Below are 26,356 nucleotides of genomic sequence, written 5' to 3' on the forward strand. Positions count from 1 at the left end.
TCGTCATGAACACGACCGTCGTCATCGGGTACGACCCCATGGGAGAACACCTGCTGCAGGCCGTCGTCGACGCGCTGACCGCGGCCGGCCACCCGTACGAGGTGACCCCCGGATCCGGTGTGGAGAACTACCCGGACGTCGCGTGGCAGACCGCCGTCAAGGTCGCCGACGGCGGGTACCACTCCGGGGTGCTGATGTGCGGCACCGGCCTCGGCATGAGCATCACCGCCAACAAGGTCCCGGGGATCCGGGCCGCCCGCTGCGGTGACACCTACAGCGTCGAGAAGGCCCGCCGGAACTCCGCGGCGAACGTCCTCACCCTGGGCGCCGAACTGACTCCGCCCGCCCTGGCGGCGACCCTGATGCGGACCTGGCTGGCGTACGACTTCGACTCGGCCCGTTCGGTGCCGAAGATCAAGCGCATCGACGAGCTGGCCGGGTTCGCCGGCGCCCGCCGATGACGGTTCCCCCCGCCGCCGCGCCCGCCGCGTGGATCGTCGGTGCCGGTGGCATCGGTGCCGCGATCCGCGACCGGCTCGCCGGGGAGTACCGCACGGTCACCTTCGACCGGGCCGGCGAACCGGACCACATGGTCGACGTCCGTGACCGGTCGGCGCTGAGTAAGGCAACCCGGGACGCGGCGGACCGGTACGGCCCGCCGCGGGTCGTGGTGCTCGCGTTCGGCACGGTCTCCCCGGCCACCGTGGAGGACGCCGGCCCGGACGAGGTCGCCGACGTGGTCGGCGACAACCTGATCGGCTGCGTGAACGTGCTGCACGCCGTCCACCACACGCCCCGCGCGCAGACCTGCACCGCGGTCGTCGTCTCCTCGAACGCCGCGCACCTCGCCCGCCCCCGGCAGCCGCTGTACGCCGCGACCAAGGCCGCCGTGACGAGCCTGGTCCGCAGCCTGGCCGTGGGCTGGGCGCCGGAGGGCATCCGCCTGATCGGGGTGCTCCCCGGCACGGTGACCGTGCCCCGCAACGCGGACCGGGTGGCCGGCCAGTACCCGGACGCGCCCCGGGACCCGTCACGCCCCGGCGGCCGTCTGGTCCAGCCGGCCGAGCTGGCCGGATTCGTCGCCGGGCTGCTGCCGTACGCCGGCCACCTCACCGGACAGTCGCTGACCTTCGACGGCGGCAGCACGCTGGGAGCCGCCCGGTGATCACCACCGCCGTACGCCGGGACACCCCGGCCGCGGTCCAGGCACTCGCCGCGGTCCCCGGGGTGCTGGTCGCCACCTGGGGCAGCACCGCCCGCGACGAGGAGACGCCGCTCAGCGACGTGGACCTGCTGTGCTGGAACCCCACCGGCGCCGCACTGCCCGAGGTCACCGTGGCCGGCGGCTACCTCGACCTGGTGGTCTGCACCGGTGACGCCGCCGCGCTGGCGTCCTGGGCCCGGGCGAACGCCACCGACCTGCACGCGGTGATGTTCAGCCGGCCGGCCGGCGGCGACCCCCGGTTGCTGCCCGCCTTCCAGGAGGTCGTCGCCGGGCTGTGGAACGACACGGCACTGCGTGCCCGCGAGGTCCTGCACCTGCTGGCGACCACGACCGCGCTGCCCCGGGTGCACGGCTCGGCGCTGCTGCGCCCGGAGAAGTTCGGGCCGGGCGGCACGCGCGGCTGGTCGGCGCTCGGGGAGTGCGCGTCCCTGCTGGACGGCCGGGTACGGCACCGGTCGACGGCGACCGCGCTGGCGGCCCTCGCGGCGGCCGGCGACGTGGACGGCGACGCCGCGGACTCCTTCGCGGCGGCGATGCGGCTACGCCGGGAGTGCGAGGCCGGCACGCGGTCCTTCCACGGGGTCTCGGCGGAGGCGTACCTGTCGTCGGCCCGCCGGCTGCTGCACCGCCACGACGACTGGCTGCGCACCCACGCCGGGGACGAGACCCGGGTCATGCGGAGCGTCTTCGCCGCCCGGTCCGGCGCCGAGGTCGCCGGACTCCTCGACACCGCGCACGGCGGCAGCTGGTGGGTGCGCCACGCCGCCCTGATGAACGCGCACACCGGCGACGCCACGCTGCGCCGGATCATCCGCGACACCCGGCACTCCGGCGCCTGGTGGGCGGACCGCAACCTCGTGCTGTACGCCGTCCGGCACCCGAACGCGTCGGCCGCGCTGCTCGACGACGTCGTCCGGGCCTGCCCCGAACTGCGGCTCATGGACCTGGAGGCGGTCCGGCAGCGCCGGGCGACCCTCGCCTTCACCGATCACCACACCCCCTCCGTTCAAGGAAAGCAGGAAGTCCGATGACCATCCGTCTGTTCTGTCCCCAGTGCCCGGACCGCACCCCGGCGACCGACGACCTCGTCCGCTACGCCTGCGGTGACTGCGGCGGCCGCCTGGAGCTGCGTCTGCCCGCCCCCGGCCCGTTCCGCGACCTGGTCGACGAGAGCCGCGGCCTGCCGTGGCGCTACCCGGACCTGATCCCGGTCGACTACGAGCCGGCCCTGGACGACGGCGTCGCGCCGCGTGTGGTCCGCAGCACGCTGATGGAGTCGCACCTGGGCGTCGAGGAGGTGTGGCTCGTCGACTGCACCCTCCTCGGCACCGGCACCTTCAAGGACCTGGAGGCGGCCGTCGTGCTCGCCGCCGCCAAGCAGCTCGGCCTGCACGACGTGTCGGTGCACTCCACCGGCAACACCGCCCTGGCCTACCGGCACTACGCCATCCGCGCCGGGGTGTCCTGCGCCAGTTACATCCCCGAACTCAACCTCGGCAAGCTCGGCGACATCGAAGCCGACCCGGAGCAGCCGATCTACACGCTGACCTGCGACTACGCGCACCTGTCCGGGGAGGCCAAGAAGGCCGCCGCGGCGGCCGGGCGCCACCACCTGGCCCCGATCGACTGGAAACTGGAGGGCAAGGCGGCGCTGGCGTCGGTCATCTACGAGGCCGCGCCGCGCACCGACACGATCGTGCAGACCGTCGCCGGCGGATACGGCCCGCTCGGCTACGAGGTCGGTTTCCACCGGCTGGCCCGCATCGTCGAGGAACCGTCCGGGGTGCTGACCGACCGGCGCTACCTGATGTACCAGCCGGGCGACGCGGACACCCTCACCTGGGCGTGGCAGAACGACGTGACCGAGGTGACCCAGGACGAGCTGCGCCTGCCGGACGAGCCGTACGAACCGACCCTCCAGTCGACGAACCCGGTGGCCACCCTGCCGCAGCTGCGCCGCGAACTGCCCGAGGGCACCGAACTGCACTCGGTCGACGCCGAGGACGTCGAGGGCCTGCGCCCGGTCGTCGACGAGATCCTCGCCGACGCGGGCATCGCCCTCGACTACACCCGGGAGAAGTCGGCGTACATCTCCCTGGCCGGCATGCTCAAGTCCCGGCTCGACCCGGGCGCGCGGGTCGCGGTGATCGTCTCCGGTTCCCGGGCGTTCCAGGCCCCGGCCGGTCTCGAGGTGACCCAGCGGCTGGAATCGTGAGGACCGCCGAGCATCCGATCTTCGCCGACTACCGCGACAGCGACCCCCGCGCGGCACTACGGGAGATGACCGCGCGGCCGGTGTCGGTGGAACCGCGGACCGGCGCCCTGATCGTCACCGCCCATCCCCTGGTCCAGCGGCTGCTGCTGGATCCGGGGCTGACGAACATGCCGCAGCGGGATCCCCTCGACGGGTTGCCGCCGGAGCGGATCGCCCTGCACCGGCCGGTCACCGACTTCTTCCGCGCCTGGGGCGGGCACCACGCCGAGGTACGCCGCCGTCTGCTCCCGATCTTCGGCCGCCACCATCTGAACCCGTTGCTGCCCCGGTTGCGCGAGACCGCCGGGGAACTCCTGCGAGGGCTGCGGGCGACGGCGGAACCGGCCGACTGGGTGCGCGACTTCTGCCGGCCGTACTGCCTGGCCGTGCTCGGGGCGGTGTTCGGTGCCTCGGACCACGACATGGACGTCCTGGCCCGGTCCACCGACGGCCTGATGGCGTACGTGGCGAAGTCCGGCTCGGCCCGCGACGACGACCTGGCCGTCCGGGCCCGGGCGTCGATCGAGCAGGCGGGCGCCGCGGTCCGGGCGATCGTCCTGGACGCGCCGGCCTCCGAACTCGCGGTGGCCCTGCGGTCGATCGCCGACGACCCGGCGCTGGGCCGCCCGGTGGCCGTCGCGGTCGCCGTGCAGATCATCACCGGGACGATGGATCCGCTGACGACGGCGCTCACCGAGACACTGCTGCACCGGGCGGACCCGGGTGCCGGCTTCACCGACGAGGTGCTGCGCCTGAGCTGCCCGTTCCGGTTCGCGGTCCGGTACGCGACCCGGGACATGGAGGTCGAGGGGCACCGGGTCCGGGCCGGGCAGCGGGTGCTGCTCGTGCTCGGCGCCGCCAACCTCGACGAGGACGTCTTCCCGGAACCGCTGGAGTTCCGGCCGGACGGGCGGGAGAACCGGCATCTCGCGTTCGGCCGGGGCGCCCACATGTGCATCGGCTCGGGCCTGGCCCGCGCCGCGATCGGTGTGGCGGCCGACGCCCTCGCCACGGCGGACGTCACGGTCGAGGCGGACCCGGCCACCCTGCGCCGGGCCGGGCACCTCGGCGCCGACCAGATCCTGGGCCTGACGGTCCGGGCCCGTTGACCCGGCCGCTCCCCGCGCCGCGGGAGGCCCGCCCTCCCGCGGCCGGTGCCGTCGTGGTGTTCGACCTGATGGGCACCCTGCTGCACGATCCCTACCGGACCGCGTACGCCGAGGCGGCCGGCCGTACGTTCGAGGAGTTCGACCGGGCCCGCTCCCCCGCGTTGTACGACCGGTTCGAACGCGGGGTCATCGACGAGGACGAGTACTGGCGGGGGCTGCGCGCCGCCGGGGTCGACCTCGACGTGCCCCGTTTCCACGCCCTGCGCCGGGGCGGGTACCACTGGCTCGACGGGATGCGATCGGTGCTCGACGGTTGTTGCGCCGTCCGGCGTACGGTGGTCGGCTCGAATTATCCGGTGTGGATAAAGGATGTTCTGCCGCTTCTGCCGGACCGGGTCGCGGGCGTCTTCGCCTCCTGCGATCTCGGGGCCCGCAAGCCCGATCCCCGCTTCTACCTGCGACTCGCCCGACGGGTCGGCTGCTCGCCCGCCGACCTGGTGCTCGTCGACGACAAACCCGAGAATGTGCGGGCGCTCCGGGAAATGGGAGGAGAGGGAATACATCACGTTTCCGCCGGGAACACGATAATGGCCCTCGAAATGATTTTCGATTTCCCTGAATGAATGGATGGGAGGACTGTAAGAATCTCGTGAAGTCACCGCGCCGACGTTGACACGGCGATCGGGGTGGCGGCACCATGATCACTCGATTCGGCCCCACACCCGGGGCGCGGAAGCGTGAGGAGCTGATCAGCCGGTGCACGCTGGCTCGCGTGAGCAGGACCTCGCTCCGACGCCCGGTCAGGTGTCCGTCTACCGATGGCTCGCCCTCAACGACTGGCAGTGGGATCCCGTCCGAGCATGCTCGGACCTCGAGATGTCAGCCGACGAGGCGCAGGCCGGCCTGCGCCGATGCGTCGACGCCGGCCTGCTCCGGGAGGACCCCACCATCCCCGGCCGGCACGTCGCCGTCGACCCCGACCTGGTGGCCACCGTGATGGCCACACCGATCGAACAGGAGATCCGCGAACGCCAGGAACGGCTGCGCTCCCTGCGCGAGGGCCTCGGCGCCCTGCGCCTGGACTACCTGGACAGTCGGCGGCGCAGCAGCGGCCTGGTCGAACACATCCCCGGCATCGCCGGCGTCCGGGCGTTCATCGAACAGGCCTCCGAGGAGTGCCGCAGCGAGATCCTGTCCAGCCAGCCCGGCGGCAACCGGGTGCCCGAGGCCATGCAGGAGGCGATGGCCCGGGACATCCGGCAGGTCAAACGGGGCATCCGGATAAGGACGCTGTACCACCACACCGCCCGCTTCGACGGGCCGAGCCAGGCGTACGTGGCCGCGATGTCCGGCCTCGGCGCGGAATACCGCACCGTCCACAAACTGTTCGGCCGGCTGATCATCTTCGACCACGAGTCGGTGCTGCTGCCCGACATCCACGGCTCGGGCGGCGCCGTCCTGGCCCGGGAGACGTCGATCGTCCACTACCTGCGTGAGGTCTTCGAACAGACCTGGGAAGACGCCAAACCCTTCTCCGACGCGGCGTCCGACGGCCTGCAACGGGTCGCCGAGGAGATCGACAGCACGATCGTCGGGCTCCTCGGCGCCGGGCTGAAGGACGAGACCATCGGCCGGCGGCTCGGCATGTCACTGCGGACCGTCCGCCGGCACGTCGCCGACATCATGCAGGAACTGGGCGCGGAGAGCCGCTTCCAGGCCGGCGTCCGCGCCGCGCAGACCGGGATGCTGGCCGCCGGGGACCTCGCCGGGACGGACACCATCAAGCTGCCAGACAGTTAACTGACGGGACCGCGGGCAGCGCCGGGGACGATCATGGCGCCAGCATGTCCTGAGCCCCGCCAGCCCGAGGAGATGGTCCCGCCGTGTCAGCCCCCACCGTCCCCGGCCCGCCCGGCCGCCTCAAGCCGCTCACCGCGACGGAGCTGCGCGTCCTCGAGGCGCTGGCGGGCGGGGCCACCAGCCTGCAGATCGGCCTGCGACTGCATCTGAGCCGGCAGGGCGTCGACTACCACGTCAACCGGCTGCAGCGGTCACTGCGGGCGCGCAACCGTGCCTCGCTCATCTCACGCGCGTACGTGCTCGGCGTGCTGCGCGCCGATGCCTGGCCGCCCCGGGCGTCCGGCGGCTCTCACCAGCGCGGACCAGCCTGAAACCGCCCGGCTCACCAGCACGGACCGGCCGGAGACCACTCGGCACACCAGCACGGACCGGCCTGGAACCGCTCGGCTCTCACCAGCGTGGACCGGCCTGGAACTGTTCGGCCAGCGCACACAGGCGGTGGATCCCCCGCTCGGTCGCCTCCGCGTCCACCCCGAAGTCGACCAGGCAGGCCACCTCGCCGACCCCGCGGGCGGCGAGGGCGTCGAGCCGGGCGTGCAGGGTCGCGGCGCCGCCGATCAGCCCGTGCCGTGCCTGCACGTCCCGCACCGCCCGCTCTACCGCGGCCTCGGACCGCACCGCCCGCCCGGTCGTCGCCGCGGACCGCATCGCACCTTCGACACTCGCCCCGGACCGCATCGCACCCTCGACACTCGCCCCGGACCGCGCCGCATCCTCGGACCGCACCGCACCCTGGGCACAAGCCCCGGACCGCGCCGCGCCCTCGGACCGCACCGCACCCTCGGCACACGCCCCGGACCGCACACCGCGACGCAGATGCCGGCGCAGCGGCTCCGTGGTCGCCGCGACCGCCTCCCGGTCACTGGCGCCGGCGAACGCGTACATGAGGACGGCAGGACCCGGCCGGTCACCGCGCAGTGCGCTCCAGCGGGTGAACGCGGCACTGCCCACCTGGCCCGGCGTGGTCAGCACCCGCGCGGACGACCGGTCCAGCTGCCGCCACTGCGCCGCGGTCCGCGCGACCATCCAGACCGGCAGCTCGGCCGGCCCGGGCCACTGGCGGCACACCTCGTCGACGTCGCGCAGACCGGTGGCCCCGGCCGCGGCGAAGGCCAGCTCGACCCGCCCGCCGGAGAGACCGTCCACGACGGACCAGTTGCCGACCAGGCGTTCCCGGCTGGGCACCGGGGTCTGGATGCCGTACCCGCGGATCCCGACGGTCGCGGTGTGCACCGCGACGGCCGCGGCGAACACCGCCGGATCGGCGGACGGGCACCCGGTGCCGTCCGGTATCCAGATCGCCCGGATCGGGCTGTCGTCGACGAGCCGGGCCAGGTCCAGCAACATCCGTAAGCCGTCCTCGCCGAGGCCGCCCCGGGCGGCGAGATCGAAGACCAGGCTGAATCGCATCGACGTTCGGGTCCCTCCGGGCATGCGGTCGTCCCTCCCGGCAAGGGCCCCGCGGTGGCGGGCCGGGAAGGTGAGACCCCGACGATGGCACACCCGGCGCTGGCCTAGGGCAAGAGAGTGCGGCCACCCGCGACACCAAAGATGATCAATGCCCTTTTCGCCCCCGATGTGGTAGCTCACCTTCATGCTTGACCGTTTGGTGACGCCGCCCACCCCTCACCCCCGGCCCCCGATCCTTGCGAATCTTGTCGGGCACCACCGAACGCCCGATCAACCAGGGAGTCACCGATGAAACGACTGATCGCCGCAGCCTTCTTCCTCGCACTGGTGGGCGGCGCGGTCCTCACGGGAACGGCACAGCCCGCCGCCACCGACGTCCCCACGGTGTCGACCGGAGAGCTCGTTCCCAACCCCGGCACCACGACCGACACCAGCTGGGGCGGCTGACCGGCGAGCCCGCCGGGGCATCGACCACAGCTGATCACGAAGGCGGCGCCCACCGGGTGCCGCCTTCACCTTTCCGGCCCTCTCCGATCAGTCCCCAAAGTGACATCAGTCTATTTTTCGACGGAGCGGCGCTCTACTTTCCCCATAGGAAACTTCCACACGTCCACGGGGAGAGAGAAATGGCCGTACCACTGACAGGATTCGAAGCGATCACCTCCCGGCAGCGCGACGAATTCCAGCGCTGGGGGATCCTGCTGATCCGGCAGGCGATCACCGAGACGCAGCGGGCCCGCCTGGAAGCCGCCGTCGACCGGGTCTACGACGAGGAACGCACCGCCGGCAACCTCCGCGCCGACGGCACCCTGCACCTGCGCGGGTTCCTGCCCCGCGACGAGGCGTTCGGCGAACTCCTCACCACGCCCGGCACCTTCCCGTACGTGTGGGGCCTGGCCGGATGGAACATCTATTCTCACCACAACCACCTCGACGTCACCCCGCCGAACCCGGACGACACCCTGCCCGCCTGGGGATGGCACCAGGACGGATTCCGGCAGAACTCCGACCCCGAGGTGTACGGCCAGCCGCGCCCGATGATGTCGCTGAAGGTCGCGTACGTGCTGTCCGACCTGTCGCAGCCCGGCCGCGGCGCGACCAGGGTGATCCCCGGCAGCCACCTGAACAACACCCTGGAACGCACCGACGACGAGCCGCACGGCGCCATCGAGATCACCGCGAACCCGGGCGACGCGTTCATCTTCGACCGCCGGCTGTGGCACTCCCGCTCCGTCAACCGCAGCACCGTCACCCGCAAGATCCTGTTCGTCGGGTACACGTACCGCTGGGTCCGGCCCCTGGACGACATGCCGATCGACCGCAACAGCCCGTGGTGGCGCAACCGCACCCCGCTGCAGCGGCAGTTGGCCGGCGACTCACCGAACGCCGCGAACCACTGGGGCATCGGCGGCGACGGCTACGTCGACGAGCGGATCCCCCTGCGCCACGAACTCTCCGCGCGAGGCCTGCTGGACCGCTCGGTCCCCTGGCTACGCTGACCACGCGACACGCCCTGCCCGCTCGGACCGCTCCGGCGCCTCGAGATCATCGGCCGGGTTGCGGGCGGGTCCGACGAGACGCCCGCGTTCCCCTCGGAACGGCTACCGCAGGTGCAGGGTCCGGGCGGGGGCGGCGTCGCGACGGGGGCGCAGCAGCAGGGTGTCGCCGTCACGAACGACGATCGGGTCGGTCCAGCGCTCGGCGGGGCCCGGCTCGAACAGGTGCGTGCGGGCGTGGGCGGCGTCGTACACCAGCAAGGATCTGATCTGGTGAACCAGGGTGCCCATCGCGTAGGACTGGGCCGGATGATCGTCCGGCCCGGCGGCCTGGACGGCGTAGAAACGGTCGTCGAGCCAGCGGCCGCAACCGTCCAGGGTGTGGTCCGCGCCGACCCGCACGCCGTCGACCCAGAGCATGCCGCCCGCCGGGCTCTCCCACCACAACACGGCCCGGTGCCGGTCGCCGGCGCTGAAGTCGACCCAGGCGAAGCCGCCGGGATGCGTCAGGTGGTACGCGTCGCAACCACCGGGCAGCGGGCCCTCCCGGCGGACCCGGCGGTCAGTGTCGCCGGTGCGGGGCCGGGAGCAGATCTCCGGGCCGCGACAGGCCCGGTCGATGCGGCGGGTGCAGCCGAACCCGGCGGCGGCGAAGTCGCGGGGTTCGGCCCGCACGGACGCCGCGACCAGTTCGTCCCGACCGAGGTGAGGGTGCAACTCCACCGGCCGAGTATCCCACCGCCGATCATCCGGCTCCACTGACCGAAAAGGAGGGTGACGTGCACTCACCGTCACCGATATCTTGCCCGGATGGACGCGCCGCTGCTGAGCATGCCCGCCTACATGCCGGGCACCACGTTGAACGACACCACCCGCCAGTTGTGCGCGGCGCCGTACCTGAATCCCGGCTTCGGCAACGCGGTGATCCGGGAGGTGGTCGAGTCGGAGTGCAAGGCCGTGCCACCCTCCTACGGCTTCGACCTGGACCCGGTGGTCCGGCACTGCCTGCGCGCCCGGCGTCTGATGCTTCTCCGGTACGGCCTGGTCACCGCACTCCTGATCATCGGCCTGTGTGTGAACCCGCTGGCCACCATCGGCTGGCTGCTCGTCTGCGCGGTCGTCGTCGGCGCCCGGTCCGCGCTGCTGCGGGAGTTGCCGCCGGCAGTCCGGCTGGCCGTCGTCACCGGGCTCGTCGGGGTGCTGTCCTGCTTTGCTGGTTACCTGGTCCTCTCGTACGTGGCGAGCAGCCTGGTCGGCTCGTTCAGCGACGACTTCGGGTACCCCACCGACAGCGTGCCGGTGAGCGGCAGCCTGGTCAGCGCCGGTTTCCTGCTCGCCCCGGTGCTGCTGACCGGGGCCATGTTCCTGACGCTGTTCCTGTCCCGCCGGCACGTCTACGGCGTCCTCGTCACCGAGCTGGCCCCCGGCATCGCCCCGGTCGTGCCGCGCAGCAACAATCCGCGGGTCGAGTGGCGGCTCGGCGTGGTCGCCGCCATGCAACGCGGCAACATCTGCGTGCAGGACATCGACCCGTTCGCCGGCGCCGGGTGGAACGAGCACAGCTGGTCGTTCGCCACGTCGCTGAAGGCCCGGGACGGCGGCGCGCCGGTGCAGATCGACAGCGCCGCCCTGAACCAGCGGGTCCACGACGTGATCATCGCGTTGCGGCATCCATCGCTGCGGGAGGGCGAGCGGATCCCGAACATCTACGTGGTTCCGTACGTGGCGGCGGACGGCAACCGACGACGCGACGATCCGCTGATCGACCCGCAGACCCGCACCCCGCGCACGCTGGCGTCCCCGGAGACCATCGCGGCGATCATGACCAATCCGCAGGGTGGGCTGCGGCACTACCTGCGGGCCGTCGTCCCCGCCAACGGCAAGGAGATCCGCACGCCGGACGGCCGGCTCGTCCTGCCGGCGCAGGACTCCGGGATCGGCGTCACCGCGTTCGTGCACCTGGCCGTCGAGGGCGGCATGCTGTACACCGAGTTCGTCTGCACCGTGATGCCGCAGGTGCACCCGCTCTACCAACTGGTCGACAACCTGCGCGCGGAACGCATCCCGGTGCACGCCGCCTGGGACACCCTGCTCACGTTCGCCCACGACAACCTGCTCGGGCCACGCTATCTGGCCACGCTCGCCTGGGACATGATCTGGCTGCCCGGCCGGATGGCCCGGCACGGACGACGGGCCGACCACTACAAGTTCTACGACTACGGGGCGCATTTCAGCGTACGCGAGCTCGCCGCGCAGCGGCCCACGGTGAAGTTCATGCAGCACCTGGACGCGGAGAAGTACATCAAGTTGCTCGACCGCACGGTCAGCGAGACCGTGCTCGACTTCCTCGACGAGCAGGGCGTCGACACCACCGAACTGCGTCAGGCGGTCACGATGGTGTCCATCGACAACATGACCATCCACGGCGGACAGCAGAGTTTCGGCGGCACCAACACCAACATCCAGAACAACCGCCCGGGCGCCACCCGGGCCCGCCCCACCGGAGGACCCCGTGCCTGACCAGCACCTGAACATCGGCAGCATGAACATCAGCGGCGGCCAGCAGTCCCTCGGCGGCCGGAACACCAACATCCAGAACAACTACGCCGCACCGGCCGACCAGGTCCGCGACCTGCTCGCCGCGATCCGCGACCACCACCCCGACCCGGTCTATGCCGGCGCTCAGGTCGCCGCCATCACCGAGGACATCAGGGAGGGTACGCCGGAAGCCCGCACCCGCGTCCAGGACCGCCTGCGGGCCCTCGCCTCCAGCGCCGCCGACGTCCAGGAGGTGACGACGGCCGGTCTCGTCCTCGGCGGTCTGATCGCCGCGAACTGGCCGTTCTAGACATGTTTCGTGGTCAGGGTGCGAAGCCCATCCGCGTGGTGACTTCGGGCGCGCTGAACACCCCAATTCACCACACCCCTGGTGGTGTGGTGAATACGGGCGTGCTGAGCGCCCGAAATCACCACGCTGTTGTGGGTGTGGTGACTTCGGGCGTCCAGCGCGCCCGTATTCACCACAGAGGCAGACCCTGACTGCGAAAGTGCCTAGATGTCGTCGCGGGTGTGGGACGGCAGGCCCAGTTCGGCGGCGACCGGGTTCCACCGGTCCAGGAACGCCTGTTTGGCGGTGCCGGCACGTTTCGACGCGGACTGGCCGCGGGAGTAATCGGCCCGCCGTGCGGCGCTGTCGGTGCAACTGCCGGCGGCGGCCGGTTCGGCCCAGTCGACGAACGCCGCGTCCGCGTCCAGCGAGTGCTGCAGGGCGGTGACCAGCGCCGACCGGATGCCCTCGCCGTCGCTCAGCGCGGACAGGTCGGCGGCGCCGGCCTCGCCGATCTGGTCGCGGCGTTCCTCGCCCACCTCGCGCATGTCGGCGAGCGCCCCGGACAGTCCCGTGCAACGGTGCACCCGGTCGATGGCCTCGTTGAGTTTGTCCCGGGTGACGCCGCTGCGCCGGAGCAGCCCGTCGACAGCCCGGCCCTGCGCCACCGGATCGGCGGTCTCCTGCGCGAGGGTCTCGGTCACCTCAGGCGAGGGCGAGAACGAGGACGAAGGCGGGGACACCACCGACGGCTCCACCGGCGGCACCACGGTGACCGTGGCGACCGGGTTGTCCTGGTCACCGGCGACCGGCGCGTCCGGCTCCCCCGGCTCGCGGACGACCAGCCCGATGATCACCGCGATCAACACGGCCACCGTCACCCCGGCCACGATCGGGAGCAGACGACCCCGGGGCCGGCGCAGGTCGGGCCCGAACCGCGGATCGGGTCCGGACCGCGGGTCCGGCGTGGACCGCGGATCGGGCCCTGATCGCGGATGCGGCGCAACCATCGGCACGGTCGCCGCGTCCAGCACGCTGTTGCACCGGGCGCACACCGCCGCGGCGGGATCGTTCTCTAGGCCACAGGTGAGACACACCATCGGGCAACCCTATCGATGGATCATGATGCCGGACACACCCGCAGGACTGATCCAGGCTGGCCTTTCGGTGTGAATCCCGCGCCTCAGCGGGCGACCGGCACGACAGTCGGCGGGCTGTCGTCCGCCTCTCAGCGGGCGACAGGCGCAACCGGTGCCACCGTCAGTGTTCCGGTATCCGCGTCGAGGACGGCCGGCACACCCAGTCCCAGGGCGATCTGCTGCTCGCCGTGTCCGAACGGGAGGCCACCGAGTAGCGGAACGCCGAACGCCCCGAGCTGCTCGGACAGCACCTGCGGGTCCCGGAACGCGTCGTCGAGGTCGGCGAGCCGCTCCTCATCGGTCCCGGCCGGGTAGAAGTGCCTGCGCAGCACGTTGTCACCGGCCCGGACCCGCAAACCCCAGCCGGTCAGGGTGCGGGTGGCCGCCTCGACCAGTTCCGGCGGCACCCATCCACACGGCGCGACCAGCGCCACCACGTCACCGGGTCACAGCGGCTGAGGAGAAGTCATGACGTGATTCGATCACGGTCGTAGCCGGCGCGGGCCTGCTGGATCCGGGGCAGGTTGGTGGTGCTCCACACCATCAGCGGGGCCGCGGCCGCCAGCATCTCGCTGCCCAGCGGGCTCAGCGCGTAGCTGACGTTCGGCGGCATCACGGCGTGGACGGTCCGGGTCACCAGGCCGTCGCGTTCCAGGCCGCGCAGCGTCGCCGTCAGCATGCGCTGGCTGATGCCGTCCAGGCCCCGTTTGATCTCGGTGAACCGGCGCGGGCCCGGCATCAGCGAGTGCAGCACGACCAGCGTCCATTTGTCGGCGACGATGGCCTTGCATCCGCCTTCGCGGGACGGCTCGCTCATGCTGGTTACCTCCAGGGAACCGGGGCAGAAAAAAGTGCCTGATTGCCGGAGGAACCCTCTCCGGCCGAGGATCATTCCTGCGGCGCCGCATCTCCGCACGTTCCGAATCCCACAGGGAGATGCTTTTCCATGGGCAAGACCTATCTTCTGGTGCACGGCGCCTGGCACTGCGGGCAGGCCTGGGCGCGGGTGGTTCCGCTTCTGGGCCGGTCCGGCCACCGCGTTCTCACACCCACCCTTTCCGGGTACGGGGAGAAGACGCACCTGTTCGGCCCGGAGGTCGGCCTCGGCACCCACACCGACGACATCGTCGACCTGATCCTCGCCGAGGACCTGACCGAGGTGATCCTGGTCGGTCACAGCTACGCGGGGATGGTCATCGCCAACGTGGCGAACCGGGTACCGGAGCGGATCGCCGAACTGGTCTTCCTGGACGCCATGGTGCCGGTGCACGGCGAGACGGCCGCCGACGTCATGCCGATCACGAAGGCGCTGATCGACGCGGCGGCCGGAACCCGCGAGCCGTGGCGGATCCCGCCGCTGCCGGAGATGCCGGGGCACGGGTTGTTCGGCGTGACCGATCCGGCCGACGTCGCCTGGGTTCGGACCATGCTCGGCGACCAGCCGGTCCGCTGCCTCACCGAGCCCGTCCGGCTGGACGATCCGGCGGCGGATGCGGTTCCGCGTACCCATATCCACTGTGTCGGCAGTGAGCCGGAAGGGTTCGCACGGCGCCCGGCCACCTCAGGGCGGGTCTGGGAGCTGACGTCCGGGCACGACTGCATGATCACGGTGCCGGCCGAGTTGGCCGCGCTGCTGCTGCGGGTGGCAGGCTGATCCGGGACGGACCACCCCGGCCGTCACGTTCCGCGGCCAGGGCGCGAACCCCGTCCGCGTGGTGACTTCGGGCGCGCTGAGCGCACCGTCGTAAAGCGTGGTGACTTCGGGCGCGCTGAGCGCCCCAAATCACCACACCGTCGTAAAGCGTGGTGACTTCGGGCGCGCTGGGCGCCCGAAGTCACCACGCGGAGGCTGAACCACGAAACGTGTCTATGAGGCGTCCAGGGCCACCGCGATGTCCGAGACGTCCAGCGGGAAGACACCGACGCTCGACGCTGTGCCGGTCAGCGGGTCCACCATGTACAGCGTCTGGTAACCGCCGACCGTCAGCACCGCGAACGCCGTGTTCGACACGGTCTTGCCGCCGCTCAGGTCGCTGAAGATGTCGATGCCGGCGTCCAGTGCCGCGTCGACGCCCAGGTTACCGGTGGGGGCCAGGAAGCCGTTGTTGGCCGGGGACTGGATGACCAGCTGGTCGGTGGTGGTGTTGATGTCGAACAGGGTGGTGGCGGTACTGCCGTCCAGGTCGTTGTTGGTGTACGCCGCCGCCGTCACCCCCTTGGCCGGACCGGTGGCCGGCGGCGTGGTCAGGGTGGTGTCCTCCAGGGTGGTGTGGTCGGCCAGGTTGTGCCGCAGGTTCTGCCCGTTGTCGCTGATCACCCGGAGCCGGTCGGCGGCCGGGTTGAAGTCCACCCCGAACCTGGTGCCGTAGAGCGCCACCTGCAGCTGGGACACCTTGGTGGCGGCGGTGCTCGTCAGGCTGATGACGTAGATGCCGCCCTGGTTGCCGACGGCGTACACCTTGCCGTCCTGGACGCGGATGTCGATGCCGATGACCGCGGTGTCGCCGGCGAGTCCGGTGATCCGGCGTACCCAGTCGTTGCGGTCCGGCGTGTTCGTCCAGAACGCCAGCATCAGGGTGCCGTTGCCGGCGATGCCGAACGCCTGCAGGGACGGCGCGGTGGCGGCCGCGCTGCTGCCGGGCTGCCCGGCGATCACGGCCCCGGTGGTGGTGACGAGGACGGCTGCGGAGGCGGCAAGCTTGCGGAAACGCGTTGAACGATTCATGCATCGAAAACTAGGAATGCGGAATGGACCGGGACTGGACGCGGAATGGAGCGGTCACCAGCCGGGCGCGCCGATCGCCGCATACCCGCTGCGGGCCTGTTCCCGGTGATGCTCGGCGGCGCCCGGGTCGCCGAGCGCCTCGGCGGCCCGGGCCAGGCCGGCGTGGGCGCGGGCCGTCTCGTAACGGTCGCCGGTGCCGGTGGCCAGGGCGAGGGCCGCCCGGTGGTGGTCGCGGCCGTCGGCGGGCTGCCCGGTGACGGTGAGGACCTCGCCGAGGCTGTTGGTGACGCGGGCCTCGCCGGCGCGTTCACCGAGCCGCTGGAAGATCTCCAGGGCCTCGCGGAGGAAGACGGTGTCCTGGGTGACCGCGCCCAGACCGTCCAGGGCCAGGGCGGTTCCGGCGCGCTCGTTCGTCCGCCGGAAGATCGCCAGCGCTTCGCGGTGCACCCGGGCCGCGCGCCGGGTGTCGCGTTGCCGCGCGGCGATGTCACCGAGGCTGACCAGGGCGTACCCCTCGCCGACCGCGTCACCGATGTCGCGGCAGATCCGGGCGGACTCGCTGAGATAGGCGGCGGCCTGCTCGTCGTGGCCCTGCCGCCTGAACACCTGGCCGAGGTTGCCGAGCGCCCGTGCCTCGGCCGCCCGGTCGCCGGTGAGACGGCACAGGGCCAGTGATTCGCGCAGCCGGTCGGCGGCGTCGTCGTACCGGCCCCGCCACTGGTCAACGTGTCCGAGATTGCCCAGCGCACGGGCCTGCGCCGCATGGTCGCCGCAGGCTCGGGCCAGGGTGACCGCGCGCCGCAACACCGTTTCCGCGCGCTCGTAGTGTCCCTGCTGGACGTCCATCACCGCGAGGTTGGTCAGCAGTTGCGCCTCCGCGGCGGCGTCACCGGTCAGCCGGGCCGCGCGGACCGCGTGCTCGTGCATCACGACCGCTTCCGGATAGTGCCCGCCGCTCTCCAGGTAACGCAGCAGCGTCAGGGTGAGACCGACGGCGTGCCCGGGGCGGCCGTGGACCGCGGTGTGCGCCACCAGCGCCACCAGGTTGTCGCGTTCCCGGTCGAGCCAGGCCTGCGCCCCGGCGGTGTCACCGACCGGTGGGACCGGCGCGTCCGGCTGCTCGACACGGGGCCGCCGGTGCTGCTCGGCCGGGTGGAGGGTGTCCATCGCCCTGGTCGCGGTGTACAGCACGGCGTCGGCGTGCCGGCCGAGTGCCTGGTCGCCCTCACCCCTTTCCCGATCTTTGGCGTACGCGCGGAGCAGGTCGTGCTGGGTGTACCGGCCGGCGGTCACCGGCTGGACCAGATGTGCCCGGGCCAGTACCTCCAGCAGCGCGGCCGCCTCGGGGACGTCGGTGCCCAGCAGGGCCGCGGCGGCGTACCCGCCGGTGTCCGGTCCGGGCACCAGTCCGAGCAGCCGGAACGCGCGGGCCGCGGCCGGTGGGAGTTGCCGGTAGGACCAGGAGAACACGGCCCCGACCCCGGTGTACGGGTCACCGTCCGCGTTCAGCAGTTCCAGGCGGCGGCTCTCGTCGGCGAGTTCGGCGACCAGGTCCCGCAGCGGCGTCTCCGGTCGCCCGGCCGCCCGCTCCGCGGCGATCCGCAACGCCAGTGGCAGCCGCGCGCACCGGCCGATCAGGTCGGACGCGGCCGCCGGGTCGTCACGCACCCGGTCACCGATCAGCCGGGTGATCAGGGTCAGCGCCTCACCACCGGGCAACAGCGGCACGACCAGGCGGCCCGCGCCGTGCCGGGCGACCAGTCCGGGCAGCATGTCGCGGCTGGTCACCACGACCGCGCAGGACGCGGTGCCGGGCAGCAGCGGGCGGACCTGCTCGACGGTGGCGGCGTTGTCCAGCACGACGAGCATGCGACGGCCGTCGAGCAGGCTCCGGTACGCGGCCGCGCGGTCGTCGCGTCCGGGCGGGATGTCGCCGCCGGGCATGCCGAGCGCGCGGAGGAACCCGGCGAGGGCGTCCTCCGGGCTCATCGGGGCCTCGGTGTCGTAGCCGCGCAGGTTGACGTGCAGCTGACCGTCCGGGAACCGGGCCCGGGCCCGGTGCGCCCAGCGGACGGCGAGCGCGGTCTTCCCCACGCCCGCGGTGCCGCAGACCGTCACGATGACCTGGTCGCCGCCGGTGACCAGGCGATCCAGGGCGGCGAGTTCACCGTCGCGTCCGGTGAACCCGGCGACGACCGCGGGGAGTTGAGCGGGCTTCGGGCGTACCCCCTCATCGGTGGTGATCGTGGGGGCCGGCGGGGATTCCCCGGTGGTCGCGGCCGGTTCGCGCAGCAGGGCCGTGTGGGCGGCGGCCAGCTCCGGCCCGGGGTCGACGCCCAGTTCGTCGGCGAGGCGGTGCCGGATGTCGTGGAAGGTCGCGAACGCCTTGGCCCGCCGCCCGGCCGCCGTGTAGGCGCGGATCAGCCGGGCCTGGCCGGCCTCGTCGAGCGGCTGGGCCGCGGCCGCCTCCTCCAGCGCGGGCAGCACCTCGGACACCGCGCCCAGCGCGATCATCAACTCGCCGTAGCGGCCCACCGCGACGTGCCGTTCCTCGGCCAGCGCAAGGATCTTGGGGTGTCCGGCGAGGGCCGGCACGTCCATCAGCGGCGCACCCCGCCACTGGGCCAGCGCCTCGGCCAGCATCCGGGCCGCGGTGCGCAACTCGCCGGTACGCTGCGCGGCCGCCGCCTCGGCCAGCAGCCGCCGGAAGCACAGCAGGTCCAGGTTGGCGTCCGAGACGCGCAGGGCGTAGCCGTCGCCGACCCGGGGCAGCACGGCGCTGTGCGAGCGGAACGCCCGGCCCGGCTCCAACAGCCGGCGCAGATGCTTGACGTGGGTCTGGATCACGTTGGCGGCACTCGGTGGCGGCCGGTCACCCCACAGCGCCCCGATCAGCTCGGCCTGGCCCAGCGGCTGACCACCCGCCACCGCGAGCAGGCCCAGCACCGCGCGCCGGCCGGCCGAGGTGAGCTCCACCGGCGCGTCGCCGAGCCAGGCGCGGACCGGGCCCAGCACCTGAATCCGCACGCTCCCACCCCCGGCGCACGACCCCACCCCCGGCGCCCAGCGCAGTCCAGCCACCGTCCAGTGAGGATCCAGTCCCCCTGACGAACCTTAGGCAGGCTCGAACCGATACCACAAGCACGGGAGACCATCGTGATGCGTCGATTCTTCACCCTTGCCGCCGGCCTGTCCGCGGCCCTGCTCGGCCCGGCCGTCCCGGCGCTCGCCGCCGAGCCCGCGAGCTGCCACGTCGGTTACCTGACCTACGGCGACGCGGTGTCGTTCACCGGTCAGGTCACCATCACCAACACCGGCACGGTCATCCTGTACGGCTGGACACTGCGGTTCGCGTTGCCGGTCGCGCAGACGTTCCGCAACGGCTGGGAGGCGACCTTCACGGTGGACGGCCAGAACGTCACCGGGACCAGCTACGAGTACAACGCCAAGGTCGAGCCCGGCCGGTCGGTGCAGGTCGGCTTCAACGCCACCGGTGACGTGAAGGGACCGCGCCCCGCCGAGTTCCGCATCAACGACAGCCTGTGCACGACCTCATGAGTCGACGCCTCCACGGCCCGCGCCCCGTGGCAGATCCGGGGCGCCGGCACGGTCACCACGGTTCCGGCTGCACCTTCCGTCCGGCCGGCGGCTGGTGGGCCAGGCTGGCCACCAGCCGGTCCCGGCCGGCCGTGTCCAGCCGGGACAGGGCCGGGTGCGGCGGCTGCTCCGCGCAGTACTCCCGGAACAGGTACCGGCGGCGCGGCCACCGCCCGCTGACCGTCCAGCCGACCGGGACGACGACCAGCAACCACAGCACCGCGAACGGCACGATCAGCGTCTCGCCGAAGTAGGTGAGCTGCACCGTGTAGAACAGCGACAACCCCACCACGATTACCATCGCCGTCCACGCGACACCGTCGGCCCGTTGCCGGGCACCACGGGGCAGGAGCTCCACGCGTACCCGGAAGAAGGCGTCCCGGCGGGCCCGCCACTCGCCCGCCGACCGGATCTCGGCCAGGGTGACCGGCCGCCCGGCCCGGTAGAGACAGCCCAGCAGGGCGGCCTCAAGCGGATGCCGCGGCGCGGAACCCCGATCGGTCACCCGCACCACCCCGTCCGGGCCGACGGTGATCAGACCGGCCCCGAGCAGCGCGGCGGCCGCCGCGGCGAGAACACCGTCATCGGTTCGCGACCACACCGTGGCGATCACCAGGTAGGGGTCCGGCGCGATCCGGGGAAACCGCCGGGCCGCCCGATGGTCGAGGAAACGCCGCAGGTGCCAATAGGGAACGAGGGAGACCAGCACCACGGCCGCGGAAGCCGTCACCACACCCGCGAGGAACAGTCGGGTCATGGCTCATCGTGGCATTGTGACGCCATCCTGCAGAAGACGCCGGTTCAGAAGGTGATGACGATGCCGACGATCGGCTTCCGCTTCACCCGGAACGCCTTGGCGAACCAGTTCCCCACCCGCGACATGAGGTAGCGGCGGGCGATCCGGTCCCGCGCGGCGAGGCTCTCCCGCTCGTCGAGCACCCGGGCGGTCCCGTCGACCGGGGTCGCCCCATCGGCCACCTTGCCCCGGATGTCGCAGACCGTCACCCGCACCCGCGGGTTGTTGCGGATCCGCTTGACCTTCCAGGCGTCCGCCTCCGAGATGATCGTCATCGTGTCACCCTCGACGACGTGCCAGACGGGCGTGGCGACGGGAGTGCCGTCCTTGCGGTAGGTGGTCAGGCTGATCTGCTTGGTTGCGGCGAACTGCGCCCCGGCACTCATGCTGTTGACCTTAGCGGGCCGCTCGGTCCGCCCGGGTAGGCGTCGGCCCCGGAACGATCGGTCCGTGCGGCGGCGGACTGATCGTTCCGCCGGCATCGCGTGGCCCGGTCGGCCCCGGGCCACCCACCGGACCGGCCGCTCCGGCCGGGAGGGCATGATGGGAAGGTTAAGAAATCGGCAGTTTGGGGAGCGGGATCGTGAGTCAGAACGTGGCGTCGGCGACGGGGGTCGCCGCGGAGGCGGCCCGGAGGCGTACGTTCGCGGTGATCTCGCACCCGGACGCCGGCAAGTCGACGATGACCGAGGCCCTGGCCCTGCACGCGCGAGTGATCGGGCAGGCCGGTGCGGTGCACGGCAAGGGTGACCGCAAGGGCGTGGTGTCCGACTGGATGGCGATGGAGCAGGAGCGCGGCATCTCGGTGACATCCGCCGCGCTGCAGTTCTCGTACCAGGACACCGTGATCAACCTGCTGGACACGCCCGGTCACGCCGATTTCTCCGAGGACACCTACCGGGTGATCACGGCGGTGGACAGCGCGGTCATGCTGCTCGACTCGGCGAAGGGCCTGGAGCCGCAGACGCTGAAGCTCTTCGAGGTGTGCCGCCAGCGCGGCATCCCGGTGATCACCTTCATCAACAAGTGGGACCGGCCGGGCCTGGACGCCCTGGCGCTGATGGACGAGATCGAGCAGCGGATCGGGCTGAAGCCGACCCCGCTGACCTGGCCGGTCGGCATCGCCGGGCACTTCCAGGGCGTCATCGACCGGCGGACCGGCCGGTTCACCCGGATGGAACGCTCCCCCGGCGGCGCGGATCTCGCCATCGAGGAGGAGATGTCCGCCGAGGAGGCCGCCGAGCGGTTCGGCGCGGACTGGACCACCGCGACCGAGGAACTGGAGCTTCTCGAGCTGACCGGCGCCGACTACGACGAGAAGGAGTTCCTGGCGGCGAAGAGCACGCCCGTCCTCTTCGGCGCGGCGGTCGCCAATCTGGGCGTACGCCAGCTGTTGAACGTTCTTCTGGAACTCGCGCCGCCGCCGTCCGCACGGCCCACGCTGGCCGGTCCGGAACACCCGGTCGACGGCTCGTTCTCCGGATTCGTCTTCAAGATCCAGGCGAACATGAACCGGTCGCACCGCGACCAGGTCGCCTTCATGCGGATCTGCTCCGGCAAGTTCGAACGCGGCATGATCGTCACGCACTCCGGCACCGGCAAGCCGTTCGCCACCAAGTACGCGCAGCAGATCTTCGGCCAGGGCCGGGACACCATCGACGAGGCGTTCCCCGGTGACGTGGTCGGCCTGGTCAACGCCACCGCGCTGGGCATCGGCGACACCCTCTACGCGGGTACGGCGGTGCAGTTCCCGCCGCTGCCGTCGTTCCCGCCGGAGCACTTCGCCGCGGTGCGCGCCAACGACACCGGCGCGTTCAAGCGGTTCCGGCGCGGCATCGAACAGCTCGACGGTGAGGGTGTCGTCCAGGTGCTGCGGTCCGAGCAGCGCGGCGACGGCACCCCGGTGTTCGCCGCGGTCGGCCCCATGCAGTTCGAGGTGGCCACCCACCGCCTCGAGGCCGAGTTCGGCGTCAAGGTGCATCTCGACTTCCTGCCGTACGAGCTGGCGATGCGCACCGACGCGGCCGGCCGCGAGATCCTCAAGGCCGAGTCGAACGTCGAGGTGATGACCCGGGTCCGCGACGGCGCCCTGCTCGCGGTCTTCCCGCACAAGTGGCGGATGCGTTCGATCGCCGGCCGCTACCCGGACCTCAACCTGGAGTAGGCGACCGTTGCCGACACGCCCGCCGGAGTTCCGGTCTAATCACGGCATGCCGCATGCGTTGTTGACCGATCTGATCGGGCGGTATCTGCCGCCGGCCACTGAGGCGTGCCCGACGTTCACCGAGAACTCACGGTTTGCACCGATCATCGACGGTGCGTCGTACTTCGCCGAGTTGGCCGGGCACATGGCGGCGCTGGCGCCCGGCGACGCCGTCTACATCGCCGGATATCAGGCCGACCCGCACCTCGATCTGACCGGGCGTACGGTCGGGGAGGCCGGGTACCGGTCGTTCACCGACGTGCTCGCCGAGAAGGCCGCCGACGGTGTCGACGTGCGGATCGTGTTGAGCGCGGCCGAGTACTCCGGTGGTGTGCCGTGGCTGCCGGTCGGGCCGTTCCTGGCGAACACGCTGGCCGCGCGGGTGATCCGGGCGTGGAAGCCGTCGACGCGGGACAGCGGGCCGACCCTGGAGAACCGGGTGCTGCTGGACTGGTCCGGTCCGGCGCTGGGATCCAACCATCAGAAACTGGTGGTGTTCAACCACGGCGGGGTGCTGACCGCCTACGTCGGCGGTCTCGACCTGTCGCCCACCCGCTTCGACCACGCGCCGCACCGGCGGCTCCGGCTCGGCCTGCACCGTTGGGGCTGGCACGACGCGGCGGCCCGGCTGCACGGCCCGGCGGCCGTCCGGGTGCGGGAGACGTTCCAGTTCCGGTGGCAGAACACCACAGCCCTGCCGCCGCGGTTCCTCGCCAGCAACCTGCCACCGGAGTACTTCCACCTCTACAGCGGCGAACGGGTCGTGATCAACCCGCCGGACGCGCCGCTCGACCTGCCGCCGGTCGCGGAACAGCCGTCGCATCCGGCGGAGGGCACCGCGGTGCAGGTGGTGCGCTCCTACCGGCCGTGGAGTCTGTACCGGCGGCGCGGATGGCACCGGATGCGGCGGGCGAACGTGGTCCGGGCCGGGATCCAGGAGGTCTACCACGCGATGGCCACCGCCATCGGCGCCGCCGAACGCTACATCTACCTCGAGGACCAGTACTTTCACGAGGCGCCCGGCGGGGATCCCCGATTCCAGCTGTACGACGCCCTGCGGTCCGCCGCCCGCCGTGGCGTCAAGGTGATCCTCGTCGGTTCGGGCCGCAAGGATCCCGCCGACGGGGGCAGCAGCACCGTCGCCCCGGTGATCACCCATGACCTGCGGCGGCGGGTACTGGACCGGCTTCCGGACGCGGCTCGCCGCAACGTGGTGATGTACCGGATCGACAACCTGACCGTCCACACCAAGCTGATGCTGGTCGACGACGTGTTCGCCAGCATCGGCTCGGCGAACTTCTTCAGCCGCTCGATGGTCGGCACCGACAGCGAGATCACCTCCACGCTGGTGACTACCGGCGGCCTCGTCCGCGACCTGCGGGTCACGCTGTGGGGCGAACATCTGCGGACACCGGTCGGCGAACAGCTCGCCCCGGCGCTCGCCGACCTGGACACCGCCCTGGGGATCTGGCGCCGGGAATGGCTGCCGGACGGTCAGCCGCCGCAGACGTGGCGGAGGGCGGGGGCGCCGGCCGGGTTCGCTCCCACCGAGTGGGTGCTGACGCCGGCCCGCTACTCGCCGGCGGTGCTGCGGCGGGAGGGACGGCGGCGCCCGGGCCTTCTCCGCGCTGAGCGTGGGATTTCACGTTGACGTGCGCGTCTTCCGGCGCTTGATCAGCGCGAGGAACCCGGCCAGCGCGGCGACGAAGAGCAACACGGCACTGCCGAGATAGACCGGCGGAGGTGTACGCGTACTCGGAGCGTGCGTCGCGTGGGTCCAGGTGGTGCAGGGTCTGCCAGAGGGCCTGAGCCGCGGTTCCCACGGCGAGGCAGGTCCACGCGACGAGGGCGGTCACCGGCACGGCAGCGGATCAGTGGGGCAGGGTGACGGTGACGCGCAGGCCGTCGGCTCCGGTCGAGGACGCCTCGATCACACCACCGTGGGCCGCGACGATCGAGCGGGCGATCGCCAGGCCGAGCCCCGCGCCGCCGCTGTGGTCGATGCGCGTACCCGTGCGGCGCCGGAACGGCTCGAACAGGGCCGGCACCTCCTCGGGTGGCACGTCGTCACCGGTGTTGGTGACGACCAGCGCCGGGTCCTCGCCGACCCGCACGTCGATCGTGCCGTCCCGGCGGTTGTACTTGATCGCGTTCTGGACCAGGTTGGTGACCAGTCGTTCCAGCAGGACCTGTTCGCCGGGCACGATCCGCGGCCGCAGGTCGGTGGTGACCGTCACGCCGGCCTCGGCCGCCCGTTTGTGATGCGCGCCGACCACGGCCTCGGCGATCCGGTCCAGCCTTTGCGGGGTACGCGACGCGAGTCCCCGGTCGCTCTCGGCGAGCACCAGCAGCCCCTCGACCAGGCGTTCGTTGCGTTCGTTGGTGGTCAACAGCTGGTCGGTCAACAGTTCGAGCTGTTCCTGGGTGAGTTCGTCGGACATGCTGACCTCGATCAGCGTCCGCTGGACGGCCAGCGGGGTGCGCAGTTCGTGGGAGGCGTCGGCGGCGAACCGGCGCTGCGCCTCGTAACCGACGGCGATGCGGTCCATCATGTCGTCGATCGCACGGCCCAGCACCGCCAGCTCGCTGGAGCCCGGCCCGGGCCGCAGCCGGTATCCCAGGTTCTGCGGTCCGGCGCCGCCGACCACGTCGGCCATGTCCCGCAGCGGGCGCAGGCACCAGTGCACCGCTGGCCGGCAGGCGGCCACCGTAGCGGCCAGCACGGCCAGCAGGGTCACACCGTGCGACAGCGTGCCGGGCAGGTTCGGCCAGTGGAACAGCAGCGTGCAGGTAACCGACGTGTCGGCGTCCGGGGCCCGGTCGGTGCTCGGCGTACACAGGGTGGGGGTGAATGTGTCGACCAGAAGGTAGGCCCGGGTCAGCACCCACGGCAGGAACTGGGCCACCACCAGGACCGCCGCGCAGAGCAGCAGGATCCGCCGGGCCGGCGAACGGCCGGTCACGAGCCGATCCGGTAACCGGCCCGGCGCACGGTCCGCAGCACCGGCGGGTCGCCCAGTTTGCGGCGCAGGGTCATCACCGTCATCCGCACGGTGTTGGTGAACGGGTCGGCGTGCTCGTCCCACGCCTGCTCGAGCAGTTCCTCGGTGCTGACCACCCGGCCCTCGGCCCGCATCAGCACGTGCAGGACGGCGAACTCCTTCGACGACAGGTCGAGCATCCGCCCGTCCCGCAACGCCGTGTACCGGGTGCTGTCCAGCACGATCCCGTTCTGCTCGAGGACCGGTGGTAGGGCGGCTCCGGACCGCCGGGACAGCGCCTGCACCCGCGCGGCCAGTTCGGCGAACGCGAACGGCTTGGTCAGGTAGTCGTCGGCGCCCAGGCCCAGCCCCTCGACCCGGTCCCGGATGCCGGCCGCGGCGGTGAGCAGCAGCACCTTCGTCCCGTCGCCGGTGCCGACCAGGTGCCGGCACACCTCGTCGCCGGTGCGGCCGGGCATGTCCCGGTCGAGGACGGCGACGTCGTACCGGTTGACGGTGAGACGTTCCAGCGCGCTGTCACCGTCGTAGACCACGTCGACGGCCATCGACAGTTTGCGCAGCCCGACGGCGACCGTGTCGGCCAGCACCCGCTCGTCGTCCGCCACCAGCACCCGCACCCGTGCCCCCCGCCGTCCGGTTTCCGCCCGCCAACCCCGCAGGACCGAACGACCGTCCGGTTCCCGTCAGCCAGCCTCGCAGACCGAACGTAAGCC

Annotated in this window: 26 protein-coding genes and 1 pseudogene; 16 read left to right on the top strand and 11 right to left on the bottom strand. The window is 71.9% G+C overall.

Annotated elements, in window-relative coordinates; genetic code table 11:
- The first annotated feature begins 5 nt into the window (after positions 1–5).
- The 8 genes from WH85_RS20785 (at position 6) to WH85_RS20820 (ending at position 6,759) form a co-directional block, all read left to right on the top strand.
- Entirely contained in the window at positions 6–461 is a 456-nt protein-coding gene (locus tag WH85_RS20785) for an RpiB/LacA/LacB family sugar-phosphate isomerase (protein ID WP_052720579.1), read from the top strand.
- Positions 458–1,165, top strand: coding sequence for an SDR family NAD(P)-dependent oxidoreductase (locus WH85_RS47160; RefSeq protein ID WP_052720580.1), 708 nt, complete (start codon positions 458–460; stop codon positions 1,163–1,165). The genes WH85_RS20785 and WH85_RS47160 overlap by 4 nt, the downstream gene beginning before the upstream one ends.
- Positions 1,162–2,256, top strand: coding sequence for a nucleotidyltransferase family protein (locus WH85_RS20795; protein WP_045743587.1), 1,095 nt, complete (start codon positions 1,162–1,164; stop codon positions 2,254–2,256). Before WH85_RS47160 ends, WH85_RS20795 begins: the two co-directional genes overlap by 4 nt.
- Positions 2,253–3,440: a pyridoxal-phosphate dependent enzyme gene (locus WH85_RS20800; RefSeq protein ID WP_045743588.1), complete on the top strand. Its 1,188-nt coding sequence runs from the start codon at positions 2,253–2,255 to the stop codon at positions 3,438–3,440. Before WH85_RS20795 ends, WH85_RS20800 begins: the two co-directional genes overlap by 4 nt.
- Complete coding sequence (locus WH85_RS20805; protein ID WP_045743589.1) at positions 3,437–4,588, top strand: cytochrome P450; 1,152 nt, start codon at positions 3,437–3,439, stop codon at positions 4,586–4,588. Before WH85_RS20800 ends, WH85_RS20805 begins: the two co-directional genes overlap by 4 nt.
- Entirely contained in the window at positions 4,585–5,211 is a 627-nt protein-coding gene (locus tag WH85_RS47165) for an HAD-IA family hydrolase (RefSeq protein WP_052720581.1), read from the top strand. Before WH85_RS20805 ends, WH85_RS47165 begins: the two co-directional genes overlap by 4 nt.
- 133 nt (positions 5,212–5,344) lie before the next feature.
- On the top strand, positions 5,345–6,388 hold the full coding sequence (locus WH85_RS20815) for a helix-turn-helix transcriptional regulator (RefSeq protein ID WP_045743590.1): 1,044 nt from the start codon (positions 5,345–5,347) through the stop codon (positions 6,386–6,388).
- A gap of 83 nt (positions 6,389–6,471) precedes the next feature.
- Positions 6,472–6,759 carry a helix-turn-helix domain-containing protein gene (locus WH85_RS20820; RefSeq protein WP_052720582.1) on the top strand — a complete coding sequence of 96 codons (288 nt, stop codon included), beginning with the start codon at positions 6,472–6,474 and terminating at the stop codon, positions 6,757–6,759.
- A 79-nt stretch (positions 6,760–6,838) separates the two neighbouring features.
- On the opposite strand, the gene WH85_RS20825 is transcribed toward WH85_RS20820, so the two are convergent.
- Positions 6,839–7,858 carry an LLM class oxidoreductase gene (locus WH85_RS20825; RefSeq protein ID WP_045743591.1) on the bottom strand — a complete coding sequence of 340 codons (1,020 nt, stop codon included), beginning with the start codon at positions 7,856–7,858 and terminating at the stop codon, positions 6,839–6,841.
- Positions 7,859–8,146: 288 nt separating this feature from the next.
- On the opposite strand from WH85_RS20825, the gene WH85_RS50595 reads away from it, so the two are divergent.
- Complete coding sequence (locus tag WH85_RS50595; protein WP_157411120.1) at positions 8,147–8,305, top strand: hypothetical protein; 159 nt, start codon at positions 8,147–8,149, stop codon at positions 8,303–8,305.
- Between the two features lie 179 nt (positions 8,306–8,484).
- Positions 8,485–9,357: a phytanoyl-CoA dioxygenase family protein gene (locus tag WH85_RS20830; protein WP_045743592.1), complete on the top strand. Its 873-nt coding sequence runs from the start codon at positions 8,485–8,487 to the stop codon at positions 9,355–9,357.
- 102 nt (positions 9,358–9,459) lie between these two features.
- Here WH85_RS20830 and WH85_RS20835 read toward each other — a convergent pair whose 3' ends face one another.
- Positions 9,460–10,077 carry a hypothetical protein gene (locus tag WH85_RS20835; protein WP_052720583.1) on the bottom strand — a complete coding sequence of 206 codons (618 nt, stop codon included), beginning with the start codon at positions 10,075–10,077 and terminating at the stop codon, positions 9,460–9,462.
- Positions 10,078–10,164: 87 nt separating this feature from the next.
- Here WH85_RS20835 and WH85_RS20840 point away from each other — a divergent pair, with 87 nt between their 5' ends.
- Both WH85_RS20840 and WH85_RS20845 read left to right on the top strand, forming a co-directional pair.
- Positions 10,165–11,874: a hypothetical protein gene (locus WH85_RS20840; RefSeq protein WP_045743593.1), complete on the top strand. Its 1,710-nt coding sequence runs from the start codon at positions 10,165–10,167 to the stop codon at positions 11,872–11,874.
- Positions 11,867–12,202 (top strand): hypothetical protein, encoded by a 336-nt coding sequence (locus WH85_RS20845; protein ID WP_045743594.1) that lies wholly within the window; start codon positions 11,867–11,869, stop codon positions 12,200–12,202. The genes WH85_RS20840 and WH85_RS20845 overlap by 8 nt, the downstream gene beginning before the upstream one ends.
- A 203-nt stretch (positions 12,203–12,405) precedes the next feature.
- Here WH85_RS20845 and WH85_RS20850 read toward each other — a convergent pair whose 3' ends face one another.
- The 3 genes and pseudogenes from WH85_RS20850 to WH85_RS20860 form a co-directional block, all read right to left on the bottom strand.
- Entirely contained in the window at positions 12,406–13,281 is an 876-nt protein-coding gene (locus tag WH85_RS20850) for a hypothetical protein (protein WP_157411121.1), read from the bottom strand.
- Positions 13,282–13,580: 299 nt separating this feature from the next.
- Positions 13,581–13,757, bottom strand: a pseudogene (locus tag WH85_RS54155) (LD-carboxypeptidase); the annotation flags it as partial.
- Positions 13,758–13,786: 29 nt separating this feature from the next.
- Positions 13,787–14,137, bottom strand: a complete 351-nt coding sequence (locus WH85_RS20860) for a winged helix-turn-helix transcriptional regulator (protein ID WP_045743597.1) — start codon at positions 14,135–14,137, stop codon at positions 13,787–13,789.
- A gap of 129 nt (positions 14,138–14,266) precedes the next feature.
- Between WH85_RS20860 and WH85_RS20865 the strand changes: the two genes are divergently transcribed.
- The gene (locus tag WH85_RS20865) at positions 14,267–14,974 is read left to right on the top strand and encodes an alpha/beta fold hydrolase (protein ID WP_045743598.1); all 708 of its coding nucleotides are present in this window, start codon (positions 14,267–14,269) and stop codon (positions 14,972–14,974) included.
- A 213-nt stretch (positions 14,975–15,187) separates the two neighbouring features.
- Here the strand turns inward: WH85_RS20865 and WH85_RS20870 are convergent, their stop codons facing one another.
- A complete protein-coding gene (locus tag WH85_RS20870) occupies positions 15,188–16,045 on the bottom strand; it encodes a DUF4394 domain-containing protein (protein ID WP_045743599.1) in 858 nt (285 codons plus the stop codon).
- 54 nt (positions 16,046–16,099) lie between these two features.
- Positions 16,100–19,072, bottom strand: coding sequence for an AfsR/SARP family transcriptional regulator (locus tag WH85_RS20875; RefSeq protein ID WP_045743600.1), 2,973 nt, complete (start codon positions 19,070–19,072; stop codon positions 16,100–16,102).
- Between the two features lie 132 nt (positions 19,073–19,204).
- Between WH85_RS20875 and WH85_RS20880 the strand changes: the two genes are divergently transcribed.
- A complete protein-coding gene (locus WH85_RS20880) occupies positions 19,205–19,603 on the top strand; it encodes a cellulose binding domain-containing protein (protein WP_045743601.1) in 399 nt (132 codons plus the stop codon).
- Positions 19,604–19,655: 52 nt separating this feature from the next.
- Here the strand turns inward: WH85_RS20880 and WH85_RS20885 are convergent, their stop codons facing one another.
- Positions 19,656–20,399, bottom strand: a complete 744-nt coding sequence (locus WH85_RS20885) for a hypothetical protein (protein WP_045743602.1) — start codon at positions 20,397–20,399, stop codon at positions 19,656–19,658.
- Between the two features lie 44 nt (positions 20,400–20,443).
- Entirely contained in the window at positions 20,444–20,824 is a 381-nt protein-coding gene (locus WH85_RS20890) for a PPOX class F420-dependent oxidoreductase (protein WP_045743603.1), read from the bottom strand.
- Positions 20,825–21,021: 197 nt separating this feature from the next.
- On the opposite strand from WH85_RS20890, the gene WH85_RS20895 reads away from it, so the two are divergent.
- Complete coding sequence (locus tag WH85_RS20895; RefSeq protein WP_045743604.1) at positions 21,022–22,602, top strand: peptide chain release factor 3; 1,581 nt, start codon at positions 21,022–21,024, stop codon at positions 22,600–22,602.
- Between the two features lie 46 nt (positions 22,603–22,648).
- Positions 22,649–24,292: a phospholipase D-like domain-containing protein gene (locus WH85_RS20900; protein WP_045743605.1), complete on the top strand. Its 1,644-nt coding sequence runs from the start codon at positions 22,649–22,651 to the stop codon at positions 24,290–24,292.
- A gap of 220 nt (positions 24,293–24,512) precedes the next feature.
- On the opposite strand, the gene WH85_RS20905 is transcribed toward WH85_RS20900, so the two are convergent.
- Both WH85_RS20905 and WH85_RS20910 read right to left on the bottom strand, forming a co-directional pair.
- Positions 24,513–25,604, bottom strand: coding sequence for a sensor histidine kinase (locus WH85_RS20905; protein ID WP_045743606.1), 1,092 nt, complete (start codon positions 25,602–25,604; stop codon positions 24,513–24,515).
- The gene (locus tag WH85_RS20910; RefSeq protein WP_045743607.1) at positions 25,601–26,260 is read right to left on the bottom strand and encodes a response regulator transcription factor; all 660 of its coding nucleotides are present in this window, start codon (positions 26,258–26,260) and stop codon (positions 25,601–25,603) included. Before WH85_RS20910 ends, WH85_RS20905 begins: the two co-directional genes overlap by 4 nt.
- Positions 26,261–26,356 lie beyond the last annotated feature (96 nt).

This window comes from Actinoplanes rectilineatus (genome assembly GCF_000962825.1).
In the GTDB taxonomy this organism is placed as follows: domain Bacteria; phylum Actinomycetota; class Actinomycetes; order Mycobacteriales; family Micromonosporaceae; genus Actinoplanes; species Actinoplanes rectilineatus.